Genomic DNA, 18,020 nt, shown 5'->3' on the forward strand with positions numbered 1-18,020 from the left:
CGACGAGCTGAACATCAGCTTCGTTGAATAAGCTTTGGCGCAGAAGCAGGAGGCGATTCGATGTTGACTTATCGTAGGGCGGAGAGCGAAGGACACTAGCCGCTAGGCGCTGAAGCTGGACAATAAGAAAACCGGGCGAAAAACCGCCCGGTCCTTCTAGGATAAAGGAATTTCCTCTTTTACATAACACATCAAACAAACACCTAGCTGAGGAAAACCTTGGGTGATATATTTCCTTTCCTGCCATTAACATTCTGATTGAAATGGAGAGAAAATGGTAACCCTAAAAACATTACTTTCTTTTTTGCATATAACCTTTTGTTGTGAATTAAAAAAATATAGTGAATCCTTGAAATTATTAATTTTGCCATCGTGAGAATGTTCACAATTTATTCATGTGAATTATTAGATAGCTATACTAAAATGAAGGCGAATACGCAACTATATGAATGGAGAAATGTGATTACAGCTTATTACTCAATTGATCTCTTTCCTATCTTGAAGAAAACTCGCCGATTGGCGTGCCTCTAGACGAAGACAGAGACGTAGTTGCACTTATGCCTCATAGGAAAGATTATCCTTTCCTATCGGCTAAAAAAATTTTTCTAAAGGAGGCTGAAAGATCACAATGAGCTTAGATAACTTAATTCCTGAACTGCGCAAAGTTGAATCAGATTTTCATCAGGCACTGACAGAGCTAATCGCCATTCCTAGTGTTATTGATGAAAATGAAAGGGATTTCGCATTTGGAAAACAAATTGACCTAGCTCTTAAAAAAGCATTAGAGATCTGTCAGCAGTTAGGCTTTCGTACTTACTATGATCCAAAAGGTTATTACGGCTACGCTGAAATTGGTGAAGGAGAAGAAATGGTTGGCATCTTGGGTCACCTTGATGTTGTCCCGGCTGGAAGCCTCGATGAATGGCAGACATCACCATTTGAAGCGGTCATAAAAGACGGAATTATGTATGGGCGCGGTACCCAGGATGATAAGGGACCGACTCTTGCTGCCCTCTTTGCCGTAAAAGCGCTAATGAATCTCGGTGTTACCTTTAATAAGCGCGTTCGCTTCATTTTTGGAACCGATGAGGAAACCTTATGGCGCGACATGAAACGCTACTGCGAAATCGAAGAAATTCCGACAATGGGCTTTACACCGGACTCGACATTTCCATTAGTTTATGCCGAAAAAGGTCTGCTACAGCTTCATTTACAAGGAAAAAATGAAACAAGCTTGCGGCTGCAATCCGGCAGTGCCTTTAATGCGGTGCCTGACTCTGCCCACTATAGCGGTGAAAAGCAAACTGAATTAGCAGCTGCTTTGGATGAACTGGGATTTTCCTATGAACAAAAAGGCCAGGAAATTGTCGTTTTAGGGAAAGCGGTTCATGCTCAAGTAACCGAAGAAGGAATCAATGCGATTAACCGACTATTAATGGCATTGAAAAAAATCGGTTTTACATCAAAAACAATCGAATTTATTAATGATTTAGTTCAGAAAGATCCGTTTGCCGTGAAAATTTTCGGTGAATGTGAAGATGAAGTTTCCGGAAAACTGAAATTCAATGTTGGAAAGATTGCCATAACCGATGAGATGGAACAACTTTCGATTGATATGCGTATTCCTGTTACGGCTAACAAGGATGAGGTTGTCCGCCAATTAGCCGATGCAGCCAAGAAATATGGCTTGGAATACAAAGAATTTGACTTTTTACGTTCGATTTATGTTCCAAAAGATCATTTTCTAATTAAAACATTGATGAAGGTTTATCAGGAAGTTACTGGTGATCTCGTATCAGAGCCGATTTCTTCAGGTGGTGCCACTTATGCCCGAGCAATGGAAAACTTTGTGGCATTCGGTGCTATTTTCCCTAATCAAGCGAAAACTGAACATCAGCCAAACGAACATGTTGAATTAAAAGAATTGTTCAGGGCGATGGAGATTTACGCAAGAGCTGTTTACGAGTTAACCCACTAGATTTAAATATCTTATATAATGGGGGGAATTATCATGAAAAAAAAGTTTAAAATGCCCACAGCTTACACGTTATTATTCTTAATTATTGTTGTCATCGCCGCTTTAACCTGGGTTGTTCCAGGCGGTAAGTACGATACAAAAGTAGACAAAGCGACAGGTGAAGAAATTCCAATCGCTGGGACTTATCATCAGCTGCCCGTTGATAAGCAAACTCCGCAAGGACTCTGGGAGGTTCTCAATGCCCCAATCAATGGATTCTTTGATGCCGTCGATATTGCCTTATTCGTTCTTGTAATCGGAGGGTTCCTCGGTATTATTATGAAAACGGGTGCGATTGATGCCGGAATTACCAGAGTTATCCGGAAATTAAAAGGACGAGAGCAGTGGCTGATACCCATTTTGATGACGTTGTTTGCGATCGGCGGGACAACCTACGGTATGGCGGAAGAAACAATTGCTTTCTATCCAATCTTAATTCCAGTTCTAATTGCCGCTGGTTATGATGCATTAACAGCAGTCTCCATTATCGCCATCGGGGCTGGAATTGGCTGCTTAGGTTCAACCGTTAACCCGTTTGCTACAGGGATTGCTTCTGGATTTGCCGGCGTATCCATTGGTGATGGTATAGGATTACGTGTGATTATTCTGGTTGTTACCTTAATCATTTCGATCCTGTTTGTGATGCGCTATGCCAAAAAGGTGAAAGACGACCCTTCCAAATCACTGATTGCCAATATGAAAGAAGATAATGAAAAGCATTTCTTATCTCAACAAACAGGAGACGTTGAATTTACCAGCCGTCATAAAGCTGTTTTAACAGTGTTTGGCTTAACCTTTGTGGTCATGATTTTAGGGGTTATTCCATGGGCTGCAAAATTCCACGTTACCATTTTTGAAGATTTGGTCAATTGGCTTGGAAAGATTCCGTTCATCGGAAAATTATTGGGCGGGATGATTCCGCTTGGCGACTGGTGGTTTGGTGAATTAACGATGTTATTCCTCGTTTCTTCGATCATCATTGCCTTTATCTATAAAATGGGCGAGGAAGAATATACCAGCACGTTTATGAGAGGCGCTGCTGATTTATTAGGTGTAGCCATTATTATCGGTATTTCCCGCGGGATTACCGTTGTTATGAATGCTGGTGGAATGACAGCAACTGTGCTTCACTGGGGCGAAGGTGCACTGGAACATTTAGGTTCAGTGGCGTTTACGAATATTTCATTCTTATTCTACCTGCCGTTATCTTTCTTGGTACCTTCAACATCCGGTTTGGCAACCTTATCAATGCCAATTATGGCACCTTTAGCAGACTTTGCTCATGTCGGCCGCGACTTGGTGATCACTGCTTATCAAAGTGCCTCAGGTGTCATCAACTTAGTTACACCAACGAGTGCTGTTATCATGGGTGCTCTGGCAATTGCCCGGATTCCATACAGCACCTATCTAAGACATGTTTGGAAATTAGTTGTCGTCATTTCCGTTGTGATCATGGTTATTTTAAGTGCTGCAGCAATGATGAGCTAATAAAGGCGATTATTTGTTCAAAGACCGCTGTCATATGAAGCATTAAACCGTAAATTAGCTATCCTTTCAGCAAGAAGGGATAGCTAATTTATTTTTTGTATTTCTTCTTCCATCCAAGCTCAAAGGTAAATTCAAAACGCTGAATGACTCCGTCAAAGTATCTAGGTTGATTTTGTATTAGTATTACCTATTACCAGGAGCGGCTTTATCTACGCCTGTTACATGATGGCGGTGGCCGTCGTCCTCACTTGTATAAAAGTCATAATAATGGACATGCATCCCATTTCCTACAGGAATGGCCGGCCCCGAGTAGGCTTTGTAATGATGAGTATGGCCGTCTTCAAACACAACATAGCCCTCCGTATAATGAATATGACTGCCATCCTGTGTCGGTATCGGTGGAGACGTTACATCTAAACATTGATGAACATGCCCTGCTTCCATTGAAGTGTAATCCACCGAACCGTGATTATGATGCGGTACAAACCCAGTAACAAAATCATCCTTCCCAACCTTCGCCAAATCCCTTCACTCCTTGTCATTTTATCTTTGATGGATTCCCTTCCCTGTCTCTTACTGAACAGACGCTGCGAGTCCCCCGGCTTTATTACCATGATATTAATGAGGAGTAAAAATATGTTAGGAAACAGACAGCTTCCGTAAACTCATCCAAAAATACAAGAAGATTGATCTATTGATACTTGATGAATGGTTATTAACTGAGCTTTTAGAGGAGAATGCCCTTCACGTCTTGGAAATTATTGAGGCAAAAATAAAGAGAACTTCTACTATATTCTGTTCCCAATTCTCGCCCGAACGGTGGCACTCTAGGCTGGGACAGGCACAGATAGCAGATGCGATTCTTGACCGCATTGTTCGCCATGCTCAAAAATTATGACAGCACAAATGCTGTCATAATTGCGCATATAATCACAAATAAAATATGCAGACGAAAGTAAGCTAATACAACTGCAACAAACCCACCAATTAATCCTACGAAAGGTTTGTGTTCATTTACTGTAAGTATTCCAGGATAGATTAAGGCAGCCAAAGCTGCATAAGGAACGCATTTTAACCAATTTTCAAGCCAATTGGGTATAGTAAACCGCCCTATAATAAATGCAGGGGCAAGGCGAGAAATGTACGTAACAATGGCCATTCCTATAATAGTAATCATTACCCACATCTTTTAATCCTCCTCCATTTTAAAAACCATTCCTAATGCGCTTCCTAAAATTGTAGCAATAACTATTGGCCACCCACCCTTTAAAAACAAACCAAATAAATAACTTAATAGAGCACTAGGTATTACAATTAAAATAAGCTTCCAAGAGTTACGAATTGCTGGAACTAATAATCCGATAAACATGGCATACAAAGAGATTGACATTATGGAACTAATCGATAAAGGTATAAAATGGGCTAACAATTCTCCAATTAAAGTACCTAAAACCCAAGTTGCATAGGAAGTAAACATAAGCCCACGCTAATTTGAATAAAAAGCCGATATTCCCTAAGGTATTATCGGACTGTTATGGATTTTATTCCTTAATAACTTCATAATAAAAAAGTCGATTTCTTATATCCTTAGCGTACGATTTTTTAAAATGCTGACGGGTTCCCAACATCTGAAGATCATGGTGGTTTTAATCTTTTGCTGGGAGTTCAAAATTCCGTAATAGACGTTTTTGCAAGATTCCCCCATTTCTTGCAAAAGCCGGTTACATAGAGAAAGGAGCGTTTAGATGCCGAACCAGCTAATTTAAACCCTGTTATTCACTTAAATTTGAGTAAATAATGGGGGATTGGCATGTTTAAAAATAAAAACTATTTACGTCTGTTACTCGGGCAAACAGCAGCAAATTTAGGAGATATCTTTTATATTGTTGCAATCATCAGCCTTGTTTATAATACAACCGGTTCGGCCTTCTATGCTTCATGGATACCTTTTGTCATGACCTTTTCACTTTTTGCGGCCGGGGTAGTGACACCACTTGTTTTGGCAAAAATTCACATCAATTTGTTGTTAACGATCACTCAGTTCGTTAAAACAATCTTATTAACGATGGTTTGGCTGATTGTCATCATGACTCATCATCCATCGATCTTCGTTCTGCTGCTTTTCATTATTTGTATTTCTTTCTTGGATGGGTTTGCGAATCCACTAAAGCAAAGTATGATTCCGCAGTATGTAGCTGAATTGGAGCTTATGAAGGCGAATAGTATAGCCGAATCCATTGACCAGGTAATGCAAATTGCCAGCTGGATGATCGGAGGTTCCCTGCTGCTTTGGCTTTCAGCTGAAAATGTTATCTTGTTCTCCGTTTGCCTATATGGAATTGCAGCTACTGCCTTTTTCTTTTTGGCTAAAATTCAAGTTGAAAAAGAAGAAAATCGTTCTCTTTTCAAACAAGTAACCGAAGGATTTCAGATTATTTTTCAAAGTAAGCTGCAAAGAAGCTTTTTATGGATTGATCTGTTTGAAAGTGCGGCATCAGCTGTCTGGGTATCAGCGATTTTACTTGTCTATGTGAAAGAAGTATTAGGACAATCAAGCGCTTGGTGGGGCTTCATTAATGCGGCATTTTTTGCGGGAATGATCGGAATCAGTTTATTAATGATTCGCTTTGATGCTTGGGTACAGCAACGAATGAAGGATGTCGTATTGGGCGGGGCGATACTATCAGCTGGAGCAACATTCATATTTGGTTATACAAGTGTAGGACTGATCGCACTTGTATGTTCCTTCTTTGTCGGGGTTGGTTCTCAGTTGAAAGGGATACCGTTGCAAACCTTGTTCCAAAAAGTAACCCCCAAAGAACAGTTAGCCATTGTCTATGCTGCTTTTCATACGATTTATACCCCAGTTTTCGGGATCTCGACCTTGGTTGTTGGTTTTTTATCGGAACAAATGGGTGTTTCTTCAGTGTTTTTCTTCTCTGCAGCTTGTTTACTTGTCGTTTGTATTTTATCCAAGCGCCTTTTACGAATAAGTCATGGAGTAGAAACTAGATGTTCCAGTAAGTAAATTTATAAGGGCTGTCCAAAAATACACTTTTGGCAGCCCTTTACTTTATACTTAGTGTTTTCATATAGTTTATTATCCTTTTTAAGTACCTTTGGACACCTCTTAATGATCTTTCCCTGGTCTATAGTAATAAGGATTATGTTGATGCTCTTGAATCTCATTATGATCAATAAATAGCTTGCCGTTTTCTTGAAAGGTGGCCAAGATAATATTTTCTACCTTTTGCCCTGCTGTTTTAACCTCCTGTAAAAGCCAGTCTAAGTCCAGGTTGAGGTATTTTAAATTATGAGAGATAATTTGTCCGTCCATGATTAAGGGAATCGGCAGATATTCTTGCTTTACTTGTAATTGAAGATCATTCGGTTGCACCGGTCTGTATTCAGACTTAGGAATGACACTGATCTCCCCTGTCTCCTCCATCACCGCCAGAGCAATATTTTGCGTATCGGAATACCCTTTGACCCGTAAATGCCCCAATAATTCAGCCACCGGCATCCGCACCGTTTTCAGTCCCTTCCGATCAATGTCCCCATTGCGAATCAAGACCGTAGGACTGTCATACATAATCCATCTAAGTTTGTTATGTAAAGATAAACGAACGATTAGTTTATAAATCATCACGGTGATGGCAGCATACATAATCGCTTTTCCAAGGCTAGCGACCTCCACCGGCGTACTAATAATATTCGTAAGAACAAAAATATACAATAAGTCGAAAGAGTGCATTTCGGCTACGGCTTTTTTTCCTGTCAGCCGCAAAAATAAAAATCCGACCATAAAGACGGTTACTGCACGGTAAATCAGTTCCAAACGGGTTTCACCTCTGAGAAGATTCCAATTCGCAATATTTGCTATCGTTAGTATGGGAATGATCAGCTATATCTAAACCAAGGGAAATACGTTTGTTAAAAAAAGTGAAAATTATGTAAAACGTATCACAATGTTGTCCGGTTTCTTTTTTTGGTAATAATAGTATGTTAAGATGTTTAATTGTAAGCTCAATTTTCGAAAATAAAAACACAAAGGATTAACAGAGAGATTCCCTTGTGTTGTATCAAATTTATATCTTATTAAAATGTCATTATTGAGTAATTTTTTTCTTTTGTTGATATAGATTAATTTCAACCTTCTGCTTGCGTTCCGCCGATGATTTTATCGCTGTTATCACTTTTAATGTTTCAAGTCCATCTTCTCCAGTCACAAATGGCTCTGCCTTTCCATTTAATATATTTATAAAATGCAGCAGTTCAGCCATCATTGGGTCATTATCAACTACTTCAACTTTACTCTTCTGTAATTTATGTTCCCAGCCAAAATGATTTTCATCATAAGTGTAAATTTCAAAACTTGGGAAGGCGATGCTTGCCTTTGTCCCAAATATTTTATAACAATTTTCTTCATACTGGGCAAATTTAGGATTTTCCTTAGCGGTTGAGTCATATGACCACGGGGAAGGTGTTCCGTCAGAGAGGAAATAATTAATAATTGGCCCTTCTACTGTTTCGAGTATAATCGCAGCAGTATCCTCTACAGGATTATTTCTAATTTTGTTTTGCATAACTGTATAGGCACTTTTAATCGTTAAACCTGTCACAAATAATAAAGTGTCAATATCATGAATCCCATTAATCAGCATCGGACCTCCCCCTTGGGTCAGCCTCCATTTTTCGGAAAAGTAAGAATGATCCTTTGCAAGCATATATAACATATTGACACCCGTTAATTCTCCGAGAGCGCCTGATGAAATAATCTCTCTTAACTTTATTAATTTGTTCGAAAAACGGCGGTGATGGCCGACGAGCAATTTAATTTGATTTTTTCTCGCTGCATTTACCATTGCCTCCGCATCCTCAACAGTTGCAGCAATCGGTTTTTCCACTAAAACATGAATCCCCTTTTCTGCGCATAGTTCAACTACTTCACGATGTAAACCATTTGGAAGGGTAATGATTATACCATCTAAGTCCTGGCATTCTTCAATCAGCTCTTGATAATTTTTATAAAGCGGGACCTCCAGTTCTTGTGCTCTCCTTTCGGCCTGCTCATTATTCCCTGCCACAGCGACAAGTTCAACCCCTGGAATGGTTAAGGCATCCTTGGCAAATTTATATCCTTGATTCATTCCTAAAACGGCAATTCTAATATTTTTCACTTTTTTTCCTCCAATAATTTAAGAAACATGATAATTGTTTAAAAAATGAAAGATCCCATTATCTTCATTTGACGAAGTAGAATATTTACTTACTTGTTTAAGAATGGGGAGGGCATTCTCCATTGCCACTCCTATGCCAACATTTTTTATTAAATCAATATCATTTACACCGTCCCCGAACGCAATCACGTCTCTTACATGAATCCCATATTGTTTGATAACCGAATGGAAACTGGTCCACTTTGTGACAGACTGGCTTGTCACTTCAAACCAATCCCCCCAGTTTGAAACCTGTAAGACCGGGGTAAACTTGTTCACTATGTACGAGGCAAAGCTTTTACTGTTGAACATGATTTTCATTTTTAGAAATGGTTCGTCATTTCCCGGCATGACCCCTGCTTTTTCCACAGGCCAATATCGTTCGATCTGTTCACCAATTAAGTTTATAAGCTGATAATTTGATTGAAAAGTTTGACAAACCATTGCTTTTGCATTATCCATTACGGTCTCTTTTACAAGATTGATAAGTTCAAATGAAATAGGGGCCTGGCTTAATACCTTTTGTTTTAAGCGATCATAAACAACAGCCCCGTTTAAACAAATCAGCGGTGTTTCCAAATCAAGTTCTTGGTGGTATGGTAAAGAAGTACTAATTGGGCGCCCTGTTGCCAAGAAGATTTTTATCCCCTTATCTTTTAATTTCAGCAGAATGTTTTTCGTTTTGTTTGAGATTTTTCCATCTTTTGTTAACAGTGTACCATCCATATCAAGTACAATTGCTTTAAATGTTTGCATGTATTTCATTCTCTCCTAATTTGTGAAGGGATATAAAGCCCTGTAGCTCCAAACATGTACTACACCTTTTTTGAATTACATTCCAAGATAGATTTCCCTAACCTGATTATTGTTTTTCAGCTCCTGTTCACTGCCCTCAAGTGCTATTCTTCCTGTTTCTAGGACATATGCACGATCAGATATGGTTAAAGCATGAAAAGCATTCTGCTCAACCAAAAGAATGGTCATCCCTTCCTTCCGTAACTGCCCAATAATCTGAAAAATCTGACCCACCACACTTGGCGCCAGACCCATAGAGGGCTCATCCAAAATAAGGAACTTGGGTTTTGTCATCAGTGCCCTGCCGATTGCCAGCATTTGCTGCTGTCCCCCGCTAAGATTTCCTCCCAATACTTTACTTTTCGTTTTTAAAATAGGAAAGTACTCATAGATCCGTTCCAAATCCGCAGCAATTCCTGCCCGATCTTTACGATGATAAGCACCCGCCATTAGGTTTTCCTTTACGGTTAAAAGCGGATAAATTTTCCGTCCTTCAGGAACATACCCTAATCCTTGTTTGACTAGTTTATGGGGCTTCATATTCAAAATATCCTTGCTATTTAAATAAATTTGTCCTCCCGCTGCCTTTGTAATACCGCAGATTGCCTTAAGAATGCTGGTTTTACCAGCCCCATTGGCCCCTAATATGGAGACAAGTTCACCCTCTTCTACTGATAAATTAACCCCTTTAACAGCATGGACTTTCCCATAATAAATGTCCAAATCTCGGATATCCAGCATATTACCATTCCCCCCCTAAATAGGCCGAGATGACTTGTTTATCGTTCGAAACGACTTCCGGTGTACCCTCTATTAACAGATGACCTTCATTAAGGACCGTTATCGTTTCACAAATCGACATAACCATTTTCATATCATGTTCAATTAAGACAACCGTAATGCCTAAATCATCCCGGATATGTTTAATAATACCTGATAATTCATCAGTTTCTGTATGATTTAAACCGGCCGCCGGCTCATCCAGCAAGAGCAATTTCGGATTTGTTGCAAGTGCCCTTGCAATTTCCATTCTTTTTTGAACCCCATAGGGTAGACTATCTGCTTGGACATTCCACCATTCACTTAAATTAAAATCCTCCAACAACTTCTCGGCCTTTAAGACCGTTTCCTTTTCAATCCGCAAAACCCGATTTAGAAAAAGGAAATAATCCAAAATACGAACCCCTGATGATTCGTCCAAAACGGCACAAATATTTTCTAGAACCGTCATTTGTTTAAACAGTCGCAGATTTTGAAAGGTCCGGGCTAGACCGGCTCTACAGATTTTATATGGTGGCAGCTTATGGATTGGCTTATTTTCAAACCACACTTCACCGCTGGTCGGTTTATAGTGACCGCTGACTACGTTGAAAAGAGTTGTTTTTCCGGAACCATTTGGGCCAATTACCCCATGAATCGCTCCTTTTTTAACAGAAAAAGACACATCATCTATAGCCTTCAGTCCCCCAAATTCTCTGGAAACCTTGGCGATTTTTAGTAGTTCCATCGGCTATCTCCTTTTAAGTTTTGTGTAAATTTATTATTTGCATTAGGACGAACCTGCCTTTTTTCGTCTCTGAAAAAGCGATTTAATACTAACTAATCCGCCTGGCATAAATACCACTAAAGCCACAATCATTGCCCCGTATAAAACCTGCTGCCAATTTTCAAATTGTAGCAACCATTCCCGCAAGATTAGCAGAATAACAGCACCTGCAATGGAACCGTAAATATTACCGAGTCCGCCAATAACGACAATGGTTAAAATGAACATCATTTCATTAAATGTAAACGTATCCGGGCTGACATATGAAAGCATGTGAGCATATAAAACCCCGCCAACCCCGGCAAATAAACCGGAAAAAGCAAAGGCCAAAATTTGTTGTTTGGCAACATTTATTCCTAGGGATTGGGCGGCAATATGATCATCACGTACAGCTCTGAAACTGCGTCCGATACCATGTTTCACGACCAGCCTTGAGAATAAGAACAACAGTAGTGTAAAAGCAAAAACTAAATAATAGTAACTATATTCGGTGATAAGCAAAATACCGAAAAAAGAAGGCTTCGGGATTCCTGTAATTCCTACGGGCCCGCCTGTGATAGTATCCAAATTCACTATGGTTTCATTCACCGCAATGGAAAGACCTAACGTAGCAATCGCCAAATAATGCGTTCGAACCCTTAATGAGGGAAGGCCAATTAATACACCTAAAAACACGCTGACTAAAATTGATATCGGTAAAGCTAACCAAAAATTAAATTGGTAGGTAGTTGTAAGAATCGCTGATGTATAAGCGCCTGCAGCATAAAAGGCAACATGTGCCAGATTTAATTGTCCGCAATAGCCCATTGTTAAATTCAATCCAATGGCCAGCATAATATATAAAACTACCAAATTAAGTATATGAATTTGGTAAGTATTCGCTGCAAATGGCAACAAAAGTCCCACGCCAACTGCAAATGCAATCCAATAATTGGCTTTGCTTTTGGAATTAGTTAGCTTCCGTTCGTTTAAACTAAAGGTTAATTCAGCCTGGTTATCCATTCGCTCGTTTGCTGTTTTATCTACAGCCACTTTGTTTAAGGTCAAATTTTATCCACCACTCTTTCTCCAACGATGCCAGATGGCTTAATGATTAAGACAAAAACAAAAATAACAAAGGCAATTACTTGACTCCACTCTGAAACCTGGGTTGCCACCATTGTTTGCAGGACACCAAACGTGAGTCCACCAATAATGGCCCCTGGTATACTTCCAAATCCACCCAAAATGGCTGCAGCAAAACCAATTATTCCTACGGAACTACTCATATCCGGGCTTACATAGAAAACTGGACCTACCATCACCCCCGCTATTGCAGCTAGTACCGATCCCAAACCTAGGGTTAATGCGTTCATCAGGTTTACATTCATTCCTAAGACTAACGACATTTCCTTTTCTTGGGCAGATGAACGCATTGCTAAACCGAGTTTTGTCTTATGGAGGAAAAACTGCAACGCTAATACTACTGTTGCTGAAGCACAAATAATAACTAGCGTATAAGGAGAAATGGAAATGTTTCCAATAACCCAGGGCTCATTTTTAATTGGGTATTGAACAGCAATTCCATCAGTTCCCCAAATAATGATGGCTAAATTTTGCAACACAATCCCGATCCCTAATGTCCCAAGCATCATATAGATAAGATCCATTTTGCCGAGTGGCCTAAGTATTCTTTCCATTACCATTCCTAGAATACCTATTAAAATGGAGGAGATAATAATGGCGATAATAAAGTTGGTATGCATCGAGACATAAAAAACTGTCCCGATGTACGCCCCAACCATCAGAATATTTCCATGAGCAAAATTTGCTAATCCCATTGTCCGATAAACTAGAGAGTAGCCGATAGCAACTAATGCATAGATACTGCCAATACCTAATCCGCCAATTAAACTTTGAATCAATACTGTTCCATTCATCGGTTGGCTCCTTTTTTATCGTTTATTGAAGTAGTGTAGCTTTGCCGTCCTTAATAACAGCCATTTGTGCTTTATCCGTACCTTCTCCTGTTTCATCAAATTTGTAGTCTCCAGTAATTCCGCTATAGTTTAATTTTCTTAATTCTTTAGCAACTGTTTCTCCATCTAAATTGGGGTAGGCGTTTTTTAAGGCTTCTACAAGCATCATTGCTCCATCGTAAGCCTTGGCAATATGAAACTCTCCTTCAATTCCATATTTCGCCTTAACTGCTTCGTTAAATTCTTTCGTTTTTTCATCTGCATCTGGAATATATTGAGTTGTAAAAATGGTTCCTTCGGCATTTTCGACACCGGCTGTTTTTACGAAAATCGGGTCTGCAGCAGATCCCCCAGCCCTTTGAGCTTTTAATCCTAAGGCGATAGCTTGCTTGGTTATTAAGCCCATTTGAATATTTTCTGTCCCCATATAGAGTACTTCCGGATTCTTTGCCTTAATGTTAGTTAACTGTGCCGTAAAGTCTTTTGCATCTGGAGTTACGACTTCATCTGCTATAGGTTCAACACCAAACTCTTTTAAAGCTTTTGTGAAAGAATCTCTTTCCCCTTTACCATAAGCACCGGAATTCGTTATGATAGCTATTTTTTTCTTTCCTAATTTGTTAACAATATAGTCTGCGGCTGTTTTTGTATAAGCAGCACTGTTGGCATTATAACGGAAAATATACTTGCTTCCTTTTGTCGTAATGGACGTATCCTGCCCAGCTGTCAATTGTGGAATCTTTGCTTGATCAAATACTTGCAATGTAGCAAGAGTGCCGGTGCTCAATGGAGTGGCAAATGCAGCTACAATATTTTGATTGACAACTTTTTGTGCGGCATTAACAGCAACCGTTGGATTAGCTTGATCATCAATCTTGATTACTTCAATTTTCTTTCCATGGATACCGCCATTTTTATTCACTTCATCCACTACCAACATAATTCCTTGGTTATCCCAATTTCCAAATGATGCAGCATTTCCACTAAAAGGTCCAATTTGAGCAATTTTGATCACCTTACTGTCCTTTGTAGACGATCCAGAACTTTTTGAAGTGTTGCTTTTACCCTGAGAATTACATGCCGTCAATGCTAATACTGCAAGCGTACTTAGAATCATTCCTTTAAAAATGCTTTTTCTTTTATTTTTCATATACTTGACCACCTTTATATCATTTTTAATTGTTAGCGGTTGCAAAAATTTGCTGTTTCACATCTTCTATCGGCATTTCCTGTCCTGTCCAAATTCTGAACTGTTCTGCCCCCTGCCATAACAGCATTCCTAGTCCGTTAATGGTTTTACAGCCAATAGCTATGGCCTGCTCCAGCAGTTTTGTTCTGTCAGGAAAATAAATAATATCTGTCACTATCTGACTTGGGTGTAACCACGATGGATCGGGCAGCAGGCTCTGACCTTCTAAGTGTTTCATTCCTACATCTGTTGCATTTGTAAGTATCTGGCTTGTGGTAATTTCCTCTTTCAATCTAGCTAAATCTTCAAGAGGATAAACTCTTGCAATACAATTAGTATCCTTCATTTTTTTATTAATGATTTCAGCATTCCTTAAAGCATTGGGAAAAAACTGGTCTTCACGATTAAAAATAGAAATTTCAGCTACTCCTTCTAAGGCGGCTTGAATGGTAATCGCTGTAGCTGCACCGCCTGCCCCTAAAATGGTCATCTTTTTTCCTTTATAATTCACGCCTGCTGCAGCTAAAGAATGCATATAGCCAATTCCATCTGTGTTATACCCAATCAATTGACCGTTATGATTCACTACTGTATTTACCGCGCCAATTAATTCTGCTGCAGGCGATAACCCGTCTAAAAGAGGCAAGATATCTATTTTGTTCGGCATGGATACACTAAAGCCTTGAATATTTAATGCTCGAATACCTGTTATTGCATCAGCAAGTTGTTCATTTCCCACCTCAAACGCCATAAACGCATAATTAAGATTCAGCTTTCGGAAGGCGGCATTATGAATGGCTGGAGACTTAGAATGTCCAGCAGGCTTTGCTAAAAAACCAATTAACTTCGTTTTACCATCAATACGTCCTAAATCAGCCATTTTCCTCACATCCTCTGTGATTTTACAATGTAAAACTTATAAAACCCTATCCTCTTAATCTGGAATCAATATTCTCATAATTAAGAATGTGGAAACTAAACGTGTTCTAAAAATCGTTTTTTGACAACTTCTAAAACTTCATCGCCAGGTTGATCCCATAATTGTTGATTAAAGATTTCTACTTCAATCGGCCCGGTATACCCGGCAGCATCTACCGCTTTTCTAATCCGGCGAATCTCAATTATGCCATCACCCATCATCCCTCTTCCTTTGAGCATATCCGGAGTTGGTATAAGCCAATCAGATACATGAAAACCTATAATATGCTCTCCTGTGTAAGAAATTTGATTATATAAATCCGGATCCCACCAAACATGGTAAACATCTATAACCACGCCTACATCGTTAGGATGGTAGGATTTAGCTATCTCATTCGCCTGAGCTAATGTCACAACAACTGATCTATCGGCTGCAAACATTGGATGAAGCGGCTCAATCCCTAACTTAACTCCATGGGTTTGTGCGAAAGGTACCAATTCTGCGATACCCTCTTTAAACTGTTTTCTGGCGTAATCCAGGTCTTTATTAGGTAACCCACCGCCGACCATCACAAGTGCGTTGGCACCTAATTCTGCCGTTTCCTCGATAGCACGCCGATTCTCATCGATGATCCTTTGCCACTCTCCGACTGAAGCGGATGGGAACATGCCCCCTTTAATGATGCCGGACACTTTTAATCCAACATCCCGAACCAGTTTACTGCTCTCTTTCAGGCCTATTTCGGCAATCTTATCACGCCATAATCCAATCCAAGGAATTTCAGCGCGGGCGCAGCCATCAACTGCCTCCCGAAGGTTCCATCTCTGTGTTGTCGCTTGGTTTAAACTTAAACGATCAAATGATTGGAAGTTTTCCATTATTCTCCTCCACTAGAATGAGGTAATGCGATTGCTTGTAAAGCCATTTCATACCCAAATGCCCCAAAACCGGTAATTTGACCAATGGCAATGTCAGCCATAACTGAAATTCGAAAGCTTTCCCTTGCATGTAGATTGGATAAATGAACCTCTATAAAAGGTATATTTATTGAAGACAATGCATCCCTTATGGCATAGCTGTAATGGGTAAAAGCACCAGGATTAATGATGATACCATCAATCACATCTTTTGCTTCATGAATACAATCAATCAGACTTCCTTCGTGATTGGATTGAAAAAATTCTATTGAAATTCCTAAATCTTTAGCCAATTTCTTTAGCCTATTTTCAATTTCATCAAGTGTTACTGTCCCATAGATTTCTGGCTCACGAGTTCCCAACAGATTTAAATTAGGTCCATTTATAACCAAATATTTCCTCATCATCCACCAACCTATTTAATTTCCATTTAGAGATTTCTATTGTTTCATTAAGATGCTGCCAATCAGCATACGTTGTACCTGATTTGTACCATCGACAATTTGATAAATTTTCGCGTCTCTCATTAATCGTTCGACTGGATAATCTTTTATATATCCATATCCCCCAAAGATTTGAACAGCATCAGTTGTCACTTTCATGGCTACATCGGTTGCAAAACACTTTGACATCGATACCATAGCAGAGGTATATGCTGAAATGTTGGGGTACTCCTCGTCAACCCTTTTATTTGTTTCATAGACTAGGCAGCGGGCGGCTTCTAATTGGGTAGCACAATCGGCCAGCATAAAACGGATTCCTTGAAAATCCCCAATTCGTTTATTAAATTGTTTGCGTTCCTTTGCATATTCAACCGCATGATCTAAGGCGCTTTGAGCAATTCCTAATCCAATAGCAGCGGCGCCCCAGGAACGCAGCATACTGGTTCCAACTTTAGTTAACATTTCCCAGCCTTCTCCTGGTTTCCCCAGTAAGGAATCATCATCAACCCAGCAATCTTCCAAAATTACGTCCCCTGTAGAGCTTCCATGGAGCCCCATTTTATCTTCAATTTTTCCGAATCTTAATCCGGGACTGTCTTTATGGACAAGAAATGCTGAAATTTCATCTGCTTCTGTCTTCGCAAAAACTAGATAGTATTCAGACACTTGAGACAGTGTGGCAAAAATCTTTGTTCCGTTCAAAATATAACCACCATTAGGATCCTTTTTCGCTGTTGTACTTAATGCCTTGGCATCAGACCCGGCATTTGATTCTGTTAAACAAAAACAGCAAAGCTTATGACCGTTGGCTAAATTCGAATAAAATTTATCCAATTGAGTAGGATTTGCCAACAATGCAACCATACGTATTACAGAATGCGTAGATAATAATGTCGTTCCTATGGTGGCCATTCCTTTGCTGACTTCCTCTATCACTTTTGCCAGCAATAAGCTATTCGCTTCTATACCACCATATTTTTCTGGTAAAGTCATTGTTAATAGACCATTTTCACCTAATATCTTTACGATATCATGCGGAAATTCATCTGTACGGTCTATTTCAGCCGCACGCGGCATAATTTGTTCCTTTGTAATCCGTTTTACTATCTGAAGTAATTCATCATGGAATGTAAGTGTCTCAACCATTTTTTTCATCCTTTATAATTAATTTCATCAAACTTAATTCCGATTATTTAAAATTAACAGAAAATACTTTTGAGACTATACCTTTTCAAAACAAATCGATGATACTCCCCCTTTAATAAGTAATATTCAACAAAAATACGAATAAATTAACTTGTAACTTTGTCTACTGTTTATAATGCAAATATCGTGCCAAATAACAAAAGCAATATATTTGGTTTTGTACGAAGTAATTGTTCATATATAAAACTATTCATTTATTTGTTGTTCATTTTTTAAACGAAAGGTTCCGTGATTGATAAAGTGAAACTTCCATCAGTGGGGGATTTCTTTTTTGAAGATCATACGTTTAATGAATTTCCCATTTGATTTTAGGTCTTGTCAAA

Annotated in this window: 18 protein-coding genes and 1 pseudogene; 4 read left to right on the top strand and 15 right to left on the bottom strand. The window is 39.3% G+C overall.

Features of this window, described 5'->3' with window-relative positions; all coding sequences use genetic code 11:
- Positions 1 to 628 precede the first annotated feature (628 nt).
- A complete protein-coding gene (locus JK635_RS22380; RefSeq protein ID WP_202656145.1) occupies positions 629 to 1,978 on the top strand; it encodes a M20 family metallopeptidase in 1,350 nt (449 codons plus the stop codon).
- Positions 1,979 to 2,011: 33 nt separating this feature from the next.
- Positions 2,012 to 3,505 carry a YfcC family protein gene (locus JK635_RS22385; RefSeq protein WP_202656146.1) on the top strand — a complete coding sequence of 498 codons (1,494 nt, stop codon included), beginning with the start codon at positions 2,012 to 2,014 and terminating at the stop codon, positions 3,503 to 3,505.
- A gap of 183 nt (positions 3,506 to 3,688) precedes the next feature.
- Here the strand turns inward: JK635_RS22385 and JK635_RS22390 are convergent, their stop codons facing one another.
- Entirely contained in the window at positions 3,689 to 4,027 is a 339-nt protein-coding gene (locus JK635_RS22390; protein ID WP_202656147.1) for a YmaF family protein, read from the bottom strand.
- Between the two features lie 142 nt (positions 4,028 to 4,169).
- Between JK635_RS22390 and JK635_RS22395 the strand changes: the two are divergent.
- Positions 4,170 to 4,403 (top strand): annotated as a pseudogene (locus tag JK635_RS22395) (ATP-binding protein); the annotation flags it as partial.
- Here the strand turns inward: JK635_RS22395 and JK635_RS22400 are convergent.
- Complete coding sequence (locus tag JK635_RS22400) at positions 4,398 to 4,691, bottom strand: AzlD domain-containing protein (RefSeq protein WP_202656148.1); 294 nt, start codon at positions 4,689 to 4,691, stop codon at positions 4,398 to 4,400. The pseudogene JK635_RS22395 and the gene JK635_RS22400 sit on opposite strands and share 6 nt — an antisense overlap.
- Positions 4,692 to 4,694: 3 nt before the next feature.
- Positions 4,695 to 4,982, bottom strand: a complete 288-nt coding sequence (locus JK635_RS22405) for an ABC transporter permease family protein (RefSeq protein ID WP_202656149.1) — start codon at positions 4,980 to 4,982, stop codon at positions 4,695 to 4,697.
- 333 nt (positions 4,983 to 5,315) lie between these two features.
- Here JK635_RS22405 and JK635_RS22410 point away from each other — a divergent pair, with 333 nt between their 5' ends.
- Positions 5,316 to 6,533 carry an MFS transporter gene (locus JK635_RS22410; RefSeq protein ID WP_202656150.1) on the top strand — a complete coding sequence of 406 codons (1,218 nt, stop codon included), beginning with the start codon at positions 5,316 to 5,318 and terminating at the stop codon, positions 6,531 to 6,533.
- Between the two features lie 102 nt (positions 6,534 to 6,635).
- On the opposite strand, the gene JK635_RS22415 is transcribed toward JK635_RS22410, so the two are convergent.
- The 12 genes from JK635_RS22415 to JK635_RS22470 all read right to left on the bottom strand — a co-directional run bounded on the left by JK635_RS22415 (position 6,636) and on the right by JK635_RS22470 (position 17,637).
- The gene (locus JK635_RS22415; RefSeq protein WP_235888324.1) at positions 6,636 to 7,343 is read right to left on the bottom strand and encodes a DUF421 domain-containing protein; all 708 of its coding nucleotides are present in this window, start codon (positions 7,341 to 7,343) and stop codon (positions 6,636 to 6,638) included.
- 271 nt (positions 7,344 to 7,614) lie between these two features.
- Positions 7,615 to 8,685 (bottom strand): Gfo/Idh/MocA family protein, encoded by a 1,071-nt coding sequence (locus tag JK635_RS22420; protein ID WP_202656151.1) that lies wholly within the window; start codon positions 8,683 to 8,685, stop codon positions 7,615 to 7,617.
- Positions 8,686 to 8,703: 18 nt separating this feature from the next.
- On the bottom strand, positions 8,704 to 9,480 hold the full coding sequence (locus JK635_RS22425; protein ID WP_202656152.1) for an HAD family hydrolase: 777 nt from the start codon (positions 9,478 to 9,480) through the stop codon (positions 8,704 to 8,706).
- Between the two features lie 75 nt (positions 9,481 to 9,555).
- Positions 9,556 to 10,260: an ABC transporter ATP-binding protein gene (locus JK635_RS22430; RefSeq protein WP_202656153.1), complete on the bottom strand. Its 705-nt coding sequence runs from the start codon at positions 10,258 to 10,260 to the stop codon at positions 9,556 to 9,558.
- A gap of 1 nt (position 10,261) precedes the next feature.
- Complete coding sequence (locus JK635_RS22435; protein WP_202656154.1) at positions 10,262 to 11,026, bottom strand: ABC transporter ATP-binding protein; 765 nt, start codon at positions 11,024 to 11,026, stop codon at positions 10,262 to 10,264.
- Between the two features lie 42 nt (positions 11,027 to 11,068).
- Positions 11,069 to 12,112 carry a branched-chain amino acid ABC transporter permease gene (locus JK635_RS22440; protein WP_202656155.1) on the bottom strand — a complete coding sequence of 348 codons (1,044 nt, stop codon included), beginning with the start codon at positions 12,110 to 12,112 and terminating at the stop codon, positions 11,069 to 11,071.
- The gene (locus tag JK635_RS22445; RefSeq protein WP_202656156.1) at positions 12,109 to 12,984 is read right to left on the bottom strand and encodes a branched-chain amino acid ABC transporter permease; all 876 of its coding nucleotides are present in this window, start codon (positions 12,982 to 12,984) and stop codon (positions 12,109 to 12,111) included. Before JK635_RS22445 ends, JK635_RS22440 begins: the two co-directional genes overlap by 4 nt.
- Before the next feature lie 22 nt (positions 12,985 to 13,006).
- On the bottom strand, positions 13,007 to 14,173 hold the full coding sequence (locus JK635_RS22450; protein ID WP_202656157.1) for an ABC transporter substrate-binding protein: 1,167 nt from the start codon (positions 14,171 to 14,173) through the stop codon (positions 13,007 to 13,009).
- Between the two features lie 25 nt (positions 14,174 to 14,198).
- On the bottom strand, positions 14,199 to 15,092 hold the full coding sequence (aroE, locus tag JK635_RS22455) for a shikimate dehydrogenase (RefSeq protein WP_202656158.1): 894 nt from the start codon (positions 15,090 to 15,092) through the stop codon (positions 14,199 to 14,201).
- 95 nt (positions 15,093 to 15,187) lie between these two features.
- Positions 15,188 to 16,009, bottom strand: coding sequence for a sugar phosphate isomerase/epimerase family protein (locus JK635_RS22460; RefSeq protein WP_202656159.1), 822 nt, complete (start codon positions 16,007 to 16,009; stop codon positions 15,188 to 15,190).
- Positions 16,009 to 16,452 carry a type II 3-dehydroquinate dehydratase gene (gene aroQ / locus JK635_RS22465; protein ID WP_202656324.1) on the bottom strand — a complete coding sequence of 148 codons (444 nt, stop codon included), beginning with the start codon at positions 16,450 to 16,452 and terminating at the stop codon, positions 16,009 to 16,011. The genes JK635_RS22460 and aroQ overlap by 1 nt, the downstream gene beginning before the upstream one ends.
- Positions 16,453 to 16,488: 36 nt before the next feature.
- Positions 16,489 to 17,637: an acyl-CoA dehydrogenase family protein gene (locus JK635_RS22470; protein ID WP_202656160.1), complete on the bottom strand. Its 1,149-nt coding sequence runs from the start codon at positions 17,635 to 17,637 to the stop codon at positions 16,489 to 16,491.
- Positions 17,638 to 18,020 lie beyond the last annotated feature (383 nt).

Source organism: Neobacillus paridis (assembly GCF_016765675.1).
In the GTDB taxonomy this organism is placed as follows: Bacteria; Bacillota; Bacilli; order Bacillales; family Cytobacillaceae; genus Neobacillus; species Neobacillus paridis.